General features: G+C 60.2%; 10 protein-coding genes and 2 pseudogenes. 6 read left to right on the top strand and 6 right to left on the bottom strand.

From position 1 onward, the window contains the following. Nucleotides 1-916, top strand: a 916-nt coding sequence (locus M2447_RS02045) for a transposase (protein ID WP_277557192.1), incomplete at its 5' end; no start/stop codon positions are given. 352 nt (nt 917-1,268) lie between these two features. On the opposite strand, the gene M2447_RS02040 is transcribed toward M2447_RS02045, so the two are convergent. Continuing rightward, nucleotides 1,269-2,741 carry a nicotinate phosphoribosyltransferase gene (locus M2447_RS02040; RefSeq protein WP_343215361.1) on the bottom strand — a complete coding sequence of 491 codons (1,473 nt, stop codon included), beginning with the start codon at nt 2,739-2,741 and terminating at the stop codon, nt 1,269-1,271. A gap of 70 nt (nt 2,742-2,811) precedes the next feature. Here M2447_RS02040 and M2447_RS02035 point away from each other — a divergent pair, with 70 nt between their 5' ends. Further along, nucleotides 2,812-4,281: a sialate O-acetylesterase gene (locus tag M2447_RS02035; protein ID WP_277557190.1), complete on the top strand. Its 1,470-nt coding sequence runs from the start codon at nt 2,812-2,814 to the stop codon at nt 4,279-4,281. A 920-nt stretch (nt 4,282-5,201) separates the two neighbouring features. On the opposite strand, the pseudogene M2447_RS13700 reads toward M2447_RS02035, so the two are convergent. From M2447_RS13700 to M2447_RS02010, 5 genes and pseudogenes are all read right to left on the bottom strand, one after another. Then, nucleotides 5,202-6,200 (bottom strand): annotated as a pseudogene (locus M2447_RS13700) (DNA cytosine methyltransferase); the annotation flags it as partial. Continuing rightward, nucleotides 6,200-6,838, bottom strand: a complete 639-nt coding sequence (locus M2447_RS02020; RefSeq protein ID WP_277557188.1) for an Eco29kI family restriction endonuclease — start codon at nt 6,836-6,838, stop codon at nt 6,200-6,202. The pseudogene M2447_RS13700 and the gene M2447_RS02020, both read right to left, overlap by 1 nt. Before the next feature lie 140 nt (nt 6,839-6,978). Further along, nucleotides 6,979-7,113, bottom strand: a pseudogene (locus M2447_RS13695) (NAD(P)H-dependent oxidoreductase); the annotation flags it as partial. Between the two features lie 10 nt (nt 7,114-7,123). Continuing rightward, nucleotides 7,124-7,624 (bottom strand): pyridoxamine 5'-phosphate oxidase family protein, encoded by a 501-nt coding sequence (locus tag M2447_RS02015; RefSeq protein ID WP_277557187.1) that lies wholly within the window; start codon nt 7,622-7,624, stop codon nt 7,124-7,126. A 23-nt stretch (nt 7,625-7,647) separates the two neighbouring features. Then, a complete protein-coding gene (locus tag M2447_RS02010; RefSeq protein WP_277557186.1) occupies nt 7,648-9,525 on the bottom strand; it encodes an autotransporter outer membrane beta-barrel domain-containing protein in 1,878 nt (625 codons plus the stop codon). Nucleotides 9,526-9,911: 386 nt separating this feature from the next. Between M2447_RS02010 and rpsL the strand changes: the two genes are divergently transcribed. From rpsL to rpsJ, 4 genes are all read left to right on the top strand, one after another. Beyond that, nucleotides 9,912-10,292: a 30S ribosomal protein S12 gene (gene rpsL, locus M2447_RS02005; RefSeq protein WP_108824934.1), complete on the top strand. Its 381-nt coding sequence runs from the start codon at nt 9,912-9,914 to the stop codon at nt 10,290-10,292. Between the two features lie 46 nt (nt 10,293-10,338). Then, nucleotides 10,339-10,812, top strand: a complete 474-nt coding sequence (gene rpsG / locus M2447_RS02000; protein ID WP_108824935.1) for a 30S ribosomal protein S7 — start codon at nt 10,339-10,341, stop codon at nt 10,810-10,812. Between the two features lie 57 nt (nt 10,813-10,869). Next, nucleotides 10,870-13,074 (top strand): elongation factor G, encoded by a 2,205-nt coding sequence (fusA, locus tag M2447_RS01995; protein ID WP_277510447.1) that lies wholly within the window; start codon nt 10,870-10,872, stop codon nt 13,072-13,074. Between the two features lie 191 nt (nt 13,075-13,265). Further along, nucleotides 13,266-13,574, top strand: coding sequence for a 30S ribosomal protein S10 (gene rpsJ / locus M2447_RS01990; protein WP_108824937.1), 309 nt, complete (start codon nt 13,266-13,268; stop codon nt 13,572-13,574). The last annotated feature ends 88 nt before the right edge of the window (nt 13,575-13,662 follow it).

The raw sequence follows: 13,662 nt of genomic DNA, 5'->3' as shown, positions 1-13,662 counted from the left end.
AATGCTCGAAAAACTCCCCCGCCACCAATGGCCCGTGTTCGTGCGGGGGGACTGCGGCTACGGAAACGAAACGGTGATGCTCGAGCACGAGGAGCACGGCCTGCCGTATCTGTTCAAACTGCGCCACACCGCCAAGGTCAAGGATCTGGTCGTGCGGATGATGCGCCAGGGAGCGCTCTGGCGGGATTGCGGCGATGGCTGGGAGGCGATGGAAACGACCCTGAGACTGGGCGGTCGGAGCCGGGAGCGCCGGGTGGTTCTGGTGAGGGAAAAGCCCGCGCGAGCCCCGCTCAGGGCACCCGGCAAGCCCAAGCGGGGCAAAGAGCGGCAGGGCAACCTGCCGCACGCCACAGGCGAGGGCTGGGACGCGCAACCGACGCCCTGGTGCGGCAAAATCTCGGTGCTTTGCACCAGCCTTGACGGGCGGGACTTGCCCGCGCAAGCGATGCCCCGGCACTACCGCGAACGGGCCGACGCGGAGAACAACTTTGACGAGCTCAAAAACCAATGGGGCTGGGGCGGGTATGCGAGCCGGCATCTGGGGGCGAGCCGGTTGATGGCCAACCTCGTGGCGCTGTTTTACAACTGGTGGACGCTGTATGTGCGCTTCTACGACGAGGGGAGCCACCGCGAGGCGATCCGCGCGCGGCCGATGCTCATGGCCGCGGTGGGACGGCAAACCCAAAGCGGCGGCCAGCGCACCGTCAAAGTAAGCCTGGTGCATGAGAAGGGCGGGGTGATAGCGCAAGCGGTGACGAGGATTAGCAAGGAGTTAAGGCAGATCAACGCCATCACGGAGCGATGGAGCGCGCAACAACGCTGGACTCTGCTGCTGACGCGGTTATTGAGGCGTTTGCTGGGCGGCAAGTGGCTGCCGGGCCTGCCGCCGGACGCGCACTTGTTGCTCAGTGGGTAGCAAAACGCCTTCCGGTCACTCTCCGCGTCCCCAGCCAGAACCCGCGCACTCGCGGCTCTCCTTCAACTCGCCCATTTTCCTTTTTAGGTTTAGTATCTCGCAGCGCATTTGCAGGGCGCGGTTCTCGCGGCGCAGGCGCCGGTGCTCCTGCTCGGCGCTCTCGGTGGCAACGACGGGCTCAGGCTGTTGGCCGAAACACCAAAGTGCTCGGCGGTGAGCCTGAGGCTCGTTCCCGTGCTCGTCTGGTAGGCGGCGCCTCGTTTTTGAATTCCGGCGTGCAGGCTGGTTTTGTTTTTGGCATGTTTGTTTTGTGGTTATGCCTGCACCTCCTGTCCATAAATCAGGGGTAACCTCACTTTGTTCGCGCTTTCATGATGAGCGCGGTTTTCATGTCGAGGAGGCTGCGCTCCAATCCCACCGGATATTCGTGCGGGTTGAGGAGACGTTTGCTGCCTTCATGGAGCGCGGCGATTTGCGCGCGACGGCGGGCGCGAATTTCTTCAAGCGTCGGCATTTCGCGGACAAGTTTGCCGTTTCGAAAAACCGGCACGAGCAGGTCCTCGGTTGTCGCGTCGGGCGGAATCGGCTTGAAGCGGATGAAGTTCACCGCGTCGTAGATCGTGCGGTTCGCGTCGTCGATCGGCGGGCCGTCCTCGTTGTAGATCATGTCGCCGACGTATTCGCCATCGAGCGTGAAGCGGCGCACTTGTTGGATTCCGGGGTTGGTGATTTTTATCGTTTGCTCGGATAGTTTGATTTTGTGGTCCCACGCGCCGACGCCGTTGCGAAGCGCGGCGAGTTTGTAAACACCGCCGAGCGCGGGCTGGTCGTATGCGGTGACGAGTTTCGTGCCCACACCCCAAAACGCGATTCGCGCGCCTTGTTGTTTGAGGCTTGAGATGATGTGCTCGTCCAGGTCGTTGCTCGCAAAAATCGCCGTGTCCGCAAAACCCGCTTCGTCGAGGATTTTCCGCGCCTCGATGCTCAGGTAGGCGAGGTCGCCGGAGTCGAGCCGGATGCCGGCCATTTTGTGTCCGCGCGCGCGCAGCCATTTGCCGGACTCGACGGCGCGGCGCACGCCTTCGAGCGAGTCGTAGGTGTCCACAAGAAACACGCAGTTGTTGGGCATCGTCTCGGCGTAGGCTTGAAACGCCTCCGGTTCGCTGTCGAACGACATCACCCAGCTGTGCGCGTGCGTGCCGCTCACGGGAATGCCGAAGAGTTGTCCGGCGAGCACGTTCGAGGTGGACGCGCAACCGCCGATATACGCGGCGCGGCTCGCGGCAAGCGCGCCGTCGACACCTTGCGCGCGGCGCAGGCCGAACTCGAGCACCGGTTCGTCTCGCGTGATGTGGCAGATGCGCGCGGCCTTGGTCGCGACGAGCGTTTGAAAATTGATGGTGTTGAGAAGCGCGGTTTCGACGAGCTGCCCCTGGATGATCGGGCCGCGCACGCGCAGCAGCGGCTCGTTGGGAAACACGACCGTGCCCTCGGGAATGGCGTCGACATCGCAGGTGAACGCAAATCCGTGCAGGTATTCGAGAAAGCCGTCCGAAAAAAGCGGCGCGCCGTCGTTGCCCTTGAGCGTGGCGAGGTAGGCGATCTCGTCGCTGTTGAAGTGCAACTCGCGCAACCACGCGACCGCGTCCGCAAGCCCCGCGGCGACGGTGTAACCGCCCTTGAACGGATTATGCCGGAAGAAAAGGTGGAAGACGGCGTCCTTGTTGTGCGCGCCGGTTTTCCAATAGCCGTGCGCCATGGTGAGTTGATACAGGTCGGTGAGCAGGGGCGAGCTGCGCAGGCGTTCGGGCGCGGTGGTGTTCATGATTGTGGCGGTTAATGTATCCGAAAATAGTCTCCACACAATGCGCGTTGTGTGCGAGATTTTGCGCATCATGAAAAAATGCACCGCCGCGCGTTTCCTTCTCACGGTTGTTTTTGCGTTTGCGCTGCTCGCGCCCCTCGGGGCGGTCGAGTTGCCGGGCCTGTTTGCCGACCGCATGGTTTTGCAAAGCGGCGTCGAGGCGCCGGTCTGGGGGAAGGCGAGGGCGGGCGATGAAATCACGGTGACGTTTGCCGAGCAGACAAAACGCGTGAAGGCCGGCGCGGACGGCCGCTGGATCGCGCGCCTCGACCCGCTCGAGCCAAGCGCACAGCCGCGCGAGCTGGTGGTGACGGGGCCGGATGGCGAGGCGCGTTTCACCGACGTGCTCGTGGGCGAGGTGTGGCTGTGCTCGGGGCAGTCCAACATGGAAAAACCGATCGGCGAACGGCGCAGGCAGAAGCCCGTTTTTAACGCCGAGGAGGAAATACGCGCGGCGGACTTTCCGCAAATCCGCCTGTTTCGAGTCAAAAAAACACGCGCCGACGAGCCCAGGGACGACGTTGAGCTGGCCGCGCCGTGGACCGTGTGCTCGCCCGACACAATCGACGCGATCAAGTTTTCCGCCGCGGGATATTTCTTCGGACGCAAATTGCACACCGAGCTCAACGTGCCCGTTGGCCTGGTCGAAGCGAGCTGGGGCGGCACGCGCATCGAACCATGGACCGCGCCGGAGGGGTTTGACGCCGTGCCGGAATTGTCGGTCTTCGCGGTGGCCGCGCGGCAGCCGGGCGCAAAAGTCGAGAACACGCAGCCGTCGTCGCTCTATAACGCGATGATCCATCCGCTCGCGCCGTATGCCATTCGCGGAGTGATCTGGTATCAGGGCGAGTCAAACCTCACCTCGGGCGACGGCGCGAACTACGCGCAAAAAATGGTCGCGCTCGTGCAAGGCTGGCGCGCCGCCTGGAAAAGCGAGATGCCGTTTTATTACGTGCAGATCGCGCCCTTCCTGTATCACGTGGCGCGCAACACACAGGTGGCGTCGCCCGAGGCCGCGCCGATTTTGCAGGAGGCCCAAACCCGCGCGATGCAACTGCTGCCGCGCACCGGCATGGTCGTGACCACCGACCTTGTTGACGACCTCTTCGACATTCACCCGCGCAACAAACGCGACGTGGGCGAACGCCTCGCGCGCTGGGCGCTCGCGCATGACTACGCGCGCAGCGACGTGGTGTTTTCCGGACCGGTCTTCCAGTCGATGGAGGTGAAGGGTCAACTCGCCTACCTGACGTTCGACCATGTGCACGGCGGCCTCGTCACGAACGACGGCAAGCCGCCGCGCTGGTTCGTGATCGCGGGCGACGACGGCGTCTTTTATCCGGCCAAGGCCGTGATCGAAGGCGGCCGCGTGATCCTCTCCAACCCGAAAGTCCCCGCGCCCAAAACCGTGCGCTTCGCATGGGACGAAGCCGCGCAACCCAACCTCTTCAACAAAGCCGGCCTCCCCGCCGTCCCCTTCCGGATGGACGCGGGAAAATAGTTTTCGGCCAGCCCATAGCGGCGCACCTCGCGTAGAGCACCGCCCAGTTCCAGCATGCCTCCATCACCACCGTGTTTTCCCCGCCAAGGTTCTTGAAATAACGCTCAAAGGCTTCGGGCGAGTTGGCCTCGATCCGCGCCTCGCTCAACTTGCGGCCTTGCGCGTCAAGCGTGCACGCCACACTGTATCGCTTGTGATAATCAATTCCGGTATAGTTCATGACGGCCAGAGTCTACCCCGATTACCCTCGGTTCTCGACTCTGTTTCTCATGCTACCTGACCCTTTTCGACTTCGCCATGTGCAAAAGCCTGTGTCTTTTTATTTCGAGGCACCCCTGTGAAAACTTTCCTATAAAATTTTTTGCCTCACCGCCCAACTGACGAACTTGGGTTAGTGTTTGCCCTAATTCTTCCCATAGCAGGGGTTAGCTGTTGGCTTTTCGCTTTGTCCTGCCGGACGAGCAGCCCTTCCCGATAATTGGGGTGGCGGCGGACTCGTCGTATTTTGGAGCAACGGCAAGGGGTGATAATTTGTAGAGAATATATTTTTGCCCGGCGGGATGCCTGCCGCCTGACTTGTAGCCCAGTTTCAACAGGTCTTTTTTCCCGACAATGTCATGGCCACTGACCTTGAAATAGAGTGGCGTGTCGTTTTTGCGCCTTAACACTAGCCGCCTTACCGAGAGAAGCGGACGGCAGGATTTAATTTCGTCATTGGTGACGGGGTAATTATAGCGATTGGTTGAGACAATCCAGTCGCGGCAGGTTTTGCGGTATGTGCCGAGGAGTGTGACGGGGCTTGTGTTGACAAGGTAAAGTGACTGCGGCTCGAAAAACGCCAATTGCCCGACAGGGGGCGGACTGTCGAAGGAAGGGTATGCCACATCCGATGGCGGCATGGCGCCATTTTGAAAGACAGCCGCATCCTCTTTTTGCAGCAAGGCTGCTATTTTTCTCCCGATGCCCTCCGCCAGTTTGACTGGGACCGCGTTGCCAATTTGCCTCAGGGCCTCGCCCCAGCGCCCGCTGATTTTGTAATTGGCCGGAAATGTCTGGATGAGTTTTGCCTCCAACACGGTCATGTAGCGCACTGTTCCGTTTGGAAAACGGAGCATGTTCTCGCCGCCGGGAACCCCGTGCGCCCCCGCTTTGATTGTTTTGCTCGGTTTGTGGATTTCGCTGCCGGTGTGGCCTGGGTATGAGCGTGCTCCGTCTATGAACTGATGGTCGGGGAGTTTGTGCGCGGATTGCGGCGGTGGCAGGTGGCCGATTGCATGGGATATTGTTTTGCGGGCGGCGCATGGCACTGTTGCCAAGGGCCATATCCATTCGCTGGAAACATCCGATCTCAGGCCAACGATAAAAACTCGCTCGCGAATTTGGGGGACGCCAAAGTCCGCCGCATTGAGCAGCTTGAAATGGACGCGGTATTTCAGCCCCTTGTAATTCCGGAAATCAAGCGAGGCGAGCCGCTTGGAATGCTTGCGCCAGCACTCGCCGTCGCCCTGGGTTTCATCAGGAAATGTCAGGCGGAGGACTATGTATTCAAAGTATTCCCGAAAACTTTTTCGGAGCAGTCCTTTTACATTTTCGAAAACAAAGGCTCTCGGACGAAGTTCACAGACCGCGCGGGCGGCTTGCGGGAACATGTCCCTCTTGTCCTCGAAAGCCCGTGCGAGCCCCCCGAGGGAAAACGGCTGGCAGGGTGGGCCTCCCGCAACCAAATCCACTCCTTCAAACTGGGAAAAATCAAATGCGCGGATATCTGTTTCGTGAACGAGGTGCTTCGGGAAATTGAGCCGCAAACTTTGGCACGCCCATTTGTTGAACTCGACAAAGGCGCAATGCTCGAATCCCGCGTTTTCAAGCCCCTTGGCCAAGCCGCCGCAGCCGCTGAATAATTCCACCGATTTGAGCATCAGCGAAGCCCCACCAAGTAGTCGGTTATCCGGCGTTTCAAATCCTTTTTATCAGGTCGTTCGCCAGTTTGGTTTGCCGTCCATGCGCGTCCGGGGTGAAGGGAATCCCAGTCGGAAATCCGCCCGGCTCTGCGTCCCTTGCCGGGGTCATGGTTGCCAAAGCCGTCAACAACGCTATTCCAAAGCGGATTGTGCCGCGAGATTAGCGCTGCCTCAACGGACGGTGTCATGCTCTGCGCCACACCCTCGAGAATCATGAAACGGCAGGCAAAATCGGCCGTGTTCAAATTTTTGGCCGCACTGATGCTTTTGGCGTGCTGGGCAAGGCGCAAGAACATGGATTTGCTTTTGCCTGTGTTGGCGGAGGCGGTGCGGCTTTGCCGCCAGCCCGGCGGAACCGTTTTCCCAATATAGATTGGAACGGCATACTCAGTCCGGTTTATGGAGTCGCCAAATTTTTTATAGATACCGTCGCGTCCGATGTAATACAGCGCATAGACACCCGATCCCGCAAACGGCTCCGGCGGAGGAAGGCCAAATACGGGCGTGCCATGGAAAAAGCGCACAGCGTCCTTCAACAACTCTGCGAACTCATCGTTGCGGTAAACATGCTTTGTCCGGTCGAATTTGTTTTCCATGGAGGTGTCTTTGTTCTCAGTGGCGACCCAAGGTGTTTGTGGAGAGGCGCGGGGCAAGCGGGAACTTGCCCAGAGGGCCGAAAAACTTTGAAGATGACATGGGATGGTTGGGAGAGCCGGAAGAGCCCAGCCTTCTCTGAGTAGTCGATGTCGTAGAGGTTGACCAGCTCCGTCTCCGCGCCTTTCGATTTTGCGCCGGACAGCGCGTGCTCGAGCAGCGTGTGCGTGTTCCACTTCGTCCGGGGGCTTCCGTTGAATGCGATGACTTTTTTCATCGGGAAAAAATCACGCGCGCGGCATGACGCGCTTTGTCTTGCCCGTGCGATGCTCGATGTCGAGGCGCAGGATGTGCGTGCGATGGAAGGACGCCTCCATGTATTTTTCGCCTTTCTCAATAAACTCGGGGCAGTATTTTTTCACGAGCAGGCGGAGCGCGGCGCGGCGTTCGTCGGCGTCAAGATTTGACGCGATCCTGCCAAACACGATCACGCTTTCATACGCGGTTGTGAATTTGTCCGGGACGACTCGCGTCGCGCCGACCACGCAGAAGCTCGCGCGGTTGTCCGCCGCGAGCGCGTCGAGTTTGCGGCCTTCAGGCGCGCAGTGAAAATAGATGCGATCCGCGCCGTCGCCTGTTTTTTCGCGCACAAAATTGATCGGGATTCCGTAGCCGCCGATGGCGGTGTTCATTGCGAGAAATCCGTATTCGCCCGTTTCGAGAAGGCGCTCCTGCCCGGCTTCGTCCAGCAGGCGGTCTTGGCGGCGAACTTCGGGGCGGGGTTGCATGGCGGCGGAAAAACGGGGTGGCGTCACCACGCGTAACGGTAGCCGGCGTTCACCGCCCAGGGGCGGTTGTAGCGCTTGGCGCGCGAGTATTCGTAGTCGTAATAAAACTGGCTGCGCTCGTTGATCACGTAGGCGGCGCCGAAGCCGACCTCCCAGCGCCAGCCGTCGAAGTTGGCGGTGAAGCTGCGCGCATTGGCGCCGGAGCCGACGCGCACGCGTCCGTCGCTCGTGTGCGAATACACGGCCGCCGCCTTCGCATACGGATGCCAGCCCTGGCTCGCGCCGGCGACTTCGCCGATGCGCAACGCGATGCGGGCTTGCGCGGATTTCGATTTTTCAACGCTCACGGGAACCGAGGTTCTTTCGTTGTAGTGGTAATGCGCGTTGTAATCCGCGCCGTCGATGTGCGCGACGGCGTATTGCACAAAGGGCTCGATCCACCACTCCTCGTTCCAGAGCAGGCGGCGTCCGAACTCGAACGAGAGTCCCTTGACGTTGGCGTTGTAATCGGCCTCGGCGAGGTAGCCGTCGGTGGTCACGGCGTTGATGTCGTTTTTGTTGCGGTCCATGCGCCCGAGCAAATCGGCGAACCAGCCGGTTTCGTGCAGCCATGTCACATAAAGGCCGCCGCCCGCGCCGTTGGTTTTTCCGTCGCCCGCGCCGTTTTTGAAATCGCGGTTGACGTGGGTCACCGTGCCAAACGCGCCGAGGAACCAGGTCGAGGCGCCGGAGTCGCCGCCGGGATAAAACGCCTTGTCGGCGCCAATCGTCGCGCCGTAGTTGTATTGGCTGAAATTGCGTCCGGTGAGGCGCGAGTCGGCGTTGAAACGCGCGGCGTTGACGCGAAACCAAAGGTTGGCCGCGCCGCCGAGCGGGGGCTCGCGCAGTTCGCCCATGCGCTTGTGAAGCGAGTCGAGTTCGTAGTGCCAGTCCTGCCCCGCCGCGGCGGCAGAGGCGATCACGGCGGAGGCGATGCGGCTGGGCAGTTCGGTGTTGTTCAAATACCAGTTTCCGTTTGCGCCTTGCTCGACTTTGTAAATGTGGGCTGCTGTTTCCGTCGAGCCGCTGAAGACCGCCGTGCCGCCGCCCTTGTTTTCGACAACGAGGATCGAGGTGTCGTTGTTTTCGGGAGTGTCGCCGTATTTATCAAACATCAGCCTGTGCGAACCTTCGCTCGTGCCGGTGAGAATGATCTGGTCGCTGTAGCCCGCGCCGGGGTTGTAGCGGAGTTGGAACTCCGCGCCGTCGCCGGTGAGCGAGTCGAGCGTGAGCGCGTTGTAGTTCGCGCCGGTGCTGCTGAAGGCGACCGTGCCGCCGGACGAGACGACGAGGCTTTTTAGTGTTTGGTTGTAACCGCCGAGATCGAGCCGCGCGGAGGAAGCGAGGATGACGGCGGAGCTTTGCGCGATGGCGTCGGCGACGTTGAGGCGCAACGCGCCGGCGTGCACATCGGTCGTGCCCGTGTAGGCGGTGGTCATGGAAAACGTGAGCGTGCCCGTGCCTTCCTTGAACACGCCGGCCGAGCCGGACAGGCCGATGCCGGCGTTGGTGCTCGTGGTCGCGGTGAGCGCGTAGCGCAGGGTGAATTCCCAGTTGCCGTCACCGGTGACGATCATGCCGGGGTTCGTGCCGGACGCGCCGATGGTCACGCCGTTGGACGAGGTGATGGTGATTGTGCCGGGCGTGACGGACGGCTGGTTGGGCGAACCGAAGACGACCGCGCTGCTCGCGGAGAAATGCGTGGCGGAGCCGCTCCACCAGTTGGTGCCGGAGCCGGTCACCCAGTTGTTGGAATCATCGGCGTTGGTCCATTCGAGTTCGGCGCCCGCCGATGCGAGGGGAAACGCGAGGGTTGCGGCAAGGCACAGGGCGGCGAAGGCTGGGAGTTTGGAGAGGCTCATTTGCAGGGATGCTGTTGAACTTCAGACGCCGCGCGGCGTCAAGAGTGACGGTTGGCCGACTTTTTTTGGAGGATCAGGAGAATCCGGTAGGATGATTTTGCCCTGTTAAAACGATTTGGTTGTTTTTCGCTTGCCTGGCGCGGGAAGGAAGGCTCTTTTTTGCGGTTCAACATTTTTCTCCCTCACTTTTATGCGTCGAAGGACTGTAGCTGGTTGGCGGCGCGACCATCGTGATACCGAAGGAATCCGGGCTCTCGTTCAGCCCCAATTCTTCGTGCAATCATTTTTTCGCAAAAAATCCTTGCTCACTTGTTCAGGAAAGGTAGCGTCTGCCCCCTTTTCCTCTTTTTCAGACACTCAGTTTCCAATTTTTTAACCAAACCGTTATGCCAACCATCAACCAACTTGTTCGCAAAGGACGTCGCATTATTCGCACGAAGTCCAAGTCTCCCGCACTCGACAGAAACCCGTTTCGCCGCGGCGTTTGCGTGCAAGTCATGACCCGCACTCCCAAGAAGCCCAACTCCGCCATTCGCAAGGTGGCCAAGGTGCGCCTCACCAACGGCAACGAGGTCATCTCCTACATCCCCGACGAGGGGCACAATCTCCAGGAGCACTCGATCGTGCTCGTTCGCGGCGGCCGTGTGAAGGATCTCCCCGGCGTCCGTTACCATATCGTTCGCGGCACGCTCGACGCCACCGGTGTTGAGAAGCGCCGTCGCAGCCGTTCCAAATACGGTGTCAAGCGTCCGAAGGCCGCCAAATAAGCCATAACCCGCAATCTTTAACCGTCGTTCATTTACATTTCCAATCATGTCACGCCGTCACAGAGCCACCAAGCGCACCACTGTTCCCGATTCGCGCTACAACAGCCCTCTCGTTGCCCATTTGGTCAATGTCATCATGAAGAGTGGCAAGAAGAGCCTCGCCCAGCGCATCGTCTACGGAGCCTTTGAGAAGGTTTCCGCCAAGCTCGAGAAGGGCGATCCGGTTGACCTTTTGATTGGCGCGCTTGAGAACGCCCGTCCCCGCCTTGAAGTGAAGAGCCGCCGCGTCGGTGGCGCCACTTATCAGGTGCCCGTGGAAATTTCCTACGAACGCCAGGAGAGCCTTGCTCTTCGCTGGATCACCAACGCAGCCAAGACCCGCAAGGGCATTCCCATGAAGGACGCCCTGGCCGCTGAAATCGTCGACGCCTACAATAACACTGGCACTGTCGTCAAAAAGAAGGAAGACACGCACCGGATGGCCCAGGCCAACCGCGCCTTCGCCCACTTGCGCTGGTAATTCGAAACCGCCGCGTCCACCCGCCCATCGTCAACCATCGCTTCGCGCCCGCATCACATGTCAGCCACCGAATTCGACGTTTCCAAACTTACCATAATCACCGACAAGTCCAAGGTCTCGTCGGAGAATGCCAAAGACCGTCCCTTCCCGCTCGAATGGACCCGCAACATCGGCATTGCCGCGCACATTGACGCCGGCAAGACCACCACTTCCGAGCGCATCCTCTATTATTCCGGCACCGTCCACAAGATGGGCGAAGTGCACGAAGGCACCGCGGTCACCGACTGGATGGAGCAGGAGCGCGAGCGCGGCATCACCATCACCGCATCCGCCATTTCCTGCGCCTGGCTCGCGAGCTGGGGTCCGTGGAAGGGCATCAAGCAGCGCATCAACATCATCGACACCCCGGGCCACGTGGACTTCACCGCCGAGGTGGAGCGCTCCATGCGCGTGCTCGACGGCGCGGTCGCCGTTTTCTGCGCGGTCGCCGGCGTGCAGCCCCAATCCGAAACCGTCTGGCGCCAGGCCAACAAATACCACGTTCCCCGCGTCGCGTTCGTCAACAAGATGGACCGCACCGGAGCCGACTTCCTCCGCGCCGTCTCCGAAATGCGCGAGAAGCTCAAGGCCAACGCCCACCCGCTCTTCCTGCCCATCGGCAAGGAAGACGGCTTCATCGGCCTCGTTGACCTCGTCCAGAACGTTGCCTACTATTTCACGGAACCCACCAAGGACGATCCGCTCGGCATGACGCCGGACATCCGCGACATCCCCGACGACATGAAGGAAGACGCCAAGAAATGGCGCGACCAACTCATTGAGGCGGTTTCCGATTTCGACGACGTGCTCGCCGAGAAATACCTCGGCGGCGAGGAAATCACCACCGAAGAGCTCATGCTCGCCGTGCGCAAAGCCACCATTTCGATGAAGTTCTTCGGCGCCATCCCCGGCTCGGCCTTCAAGAAAAAAGGCGTCCAGCGCCTCCTCGACTGCGTTGTCAACTACCTCCCGAACCCGATGGAAGTGCCGCCGATCCGCGGCGTCGATTCCGAAGGCAAGGAAATCGAAATCCCCGTCTCCGACAACAGCAAGCTCGCCGGTCTCGCCTTCAAGCTCTGGACCGACCCGTTTGTCGGGCGCCTCGTGTTCTACCGCATTTACTCCGGCAAGCTCCTCAAGGGCACCCCGGTTTACAATCCCCGCACCCGCCGCAGCGAGCGCGTCTCCCGCCTCGTCCTCATGCGCGCCATGGATCGCGAGGAAATCGACGTCGCCTACGCCGGTGACATTTGCGCCGTCGTCGGCGTGAAGGACGTCATCACCGGTGACACGTTCTGCGACGAAGACCTCGACGTGCGCCTTGAGCCGCCGTCATTCCCCGAGCCCGTTATCTCGATGTCCGTCGAGCCGAACTCGAAGGGCGACCAGGAAAAAATGTCCATCGCGCTCCAGCGTCTCGTCGCCGAGGATCCGACCCTCAAGGTCAAGACCGACGCCGACACCGGCCAGACCATTCTCTCCGGCATGGGCGAGCTTCACCTCGACATCATCGTCGACCGCATGAAGCGCGAGTTCAAGGTCGAGGCCGCCGTTGGCAAGCCGCAGATCGCCTACCGCGAAACCATTCTCTCCGCCGCCGAAGGCGAGGGCAAATTCATCCGCCAGTCCGGTGGCAAGGGCCAATACGGCCATTGCGTGCTCAAGGTCGAGCCCAATGAAAAAGGCAAGGGCATCGAAGTCATCAACGAAATCGTTGGCGGCGTCATCCCGAAGGAATTCATCAAGCCCACCACCGACGGCATTTACGAAGCCTGTAACAACGGCGTCGTCGCCGGCTACCCGGTCGTGGACGTCAAGGTCCGCATCGTTGACGGCTCCTTCCACGAAGTCGACTCGTCGGAACTCGCGTTTAAGATGGCCGGCATCTTCGGCTTCAAGGAAGCCATGAAGAAAGCCACGCCGATCCTCCTCGAGCCCATCATGGCCGTCGAAGTCACGACACCCGAGGAATACCAGGGCGACCTCATGGGCGACATCAACCGCCGCCGCGGCACCATCCAGGGCATCGAGAACAAAAACGGCGCCGCGATCGTCAACGCGCACGTTCCTCTCGAAAACCTCTTCGGCTACGTCACCGACATCCGCTCGCTCTCCAAAGGCCGCGCCAGCGCCTCGATCACACCCTCGCACTTCGAGCAAGTTCCCAACTCGCTCCTCGCGAAGATTGTCGAAACCTCCTCCAAAGCACCAGCCAGATCCTAATACCAAAACACGAAATAAATTCTCGATTTTCGATTCTCGATTTTCGATTGCGCGCTACCGCGCGGAACGAAAAACAAAAACTGAAAACCAAAACGAACGGAGCGGAAGCTCCCAATCGAAAATCGAGAATCGAAAATCGAAAATTCCACCACCACTCTTCTCCAACTCGTTCTTTATCACGCCACACCGCCATGAAAGGCCAACGCATTCGCATCAAACTCAAGGGCTTCGATTACCGCGTAATCGACCAGTCCGCCCTCGAAATCGTCGAGACCGCCAAGCGCTCCGGCGCCCGTGTTTCCGGCCCCATCCCGCTGCCCACCCGCATCGAGAAGCTCTCCGTGAACCGCTCGCCGCACGTTGACAAAAAGTCGATGGAGCAATTCGAGTCGCGCACACACAAGCGCCTCATCGACATCATCGAGCCGACCGCCCAGACGGTTGATGAGCTAAAAAAGCTCAATCTCCCTTCTGGTGTTGACATTACGATCACGGTCTGAGTTTTTCGACCTCTTTCGTTTAATTTTCGATTTTCGATTTTCGATTCTCGATTTTGGATTGCGCGCTGCCGCGCGATGCCAAAAGCGA

It is taken from the genome of Ereboglobus sp. PH5-10, from assembly GCF_029504735.1.
Taxonomy (GTDB): domain Bacteria; phylum Verrucomicrobiota; class Verrucomicrobiia; order Opitutales; family Opitutaceae; genus Ereboglobus.
This window is presented reverse-complemented; position numbering and strand designations above follow the sequence as displayed.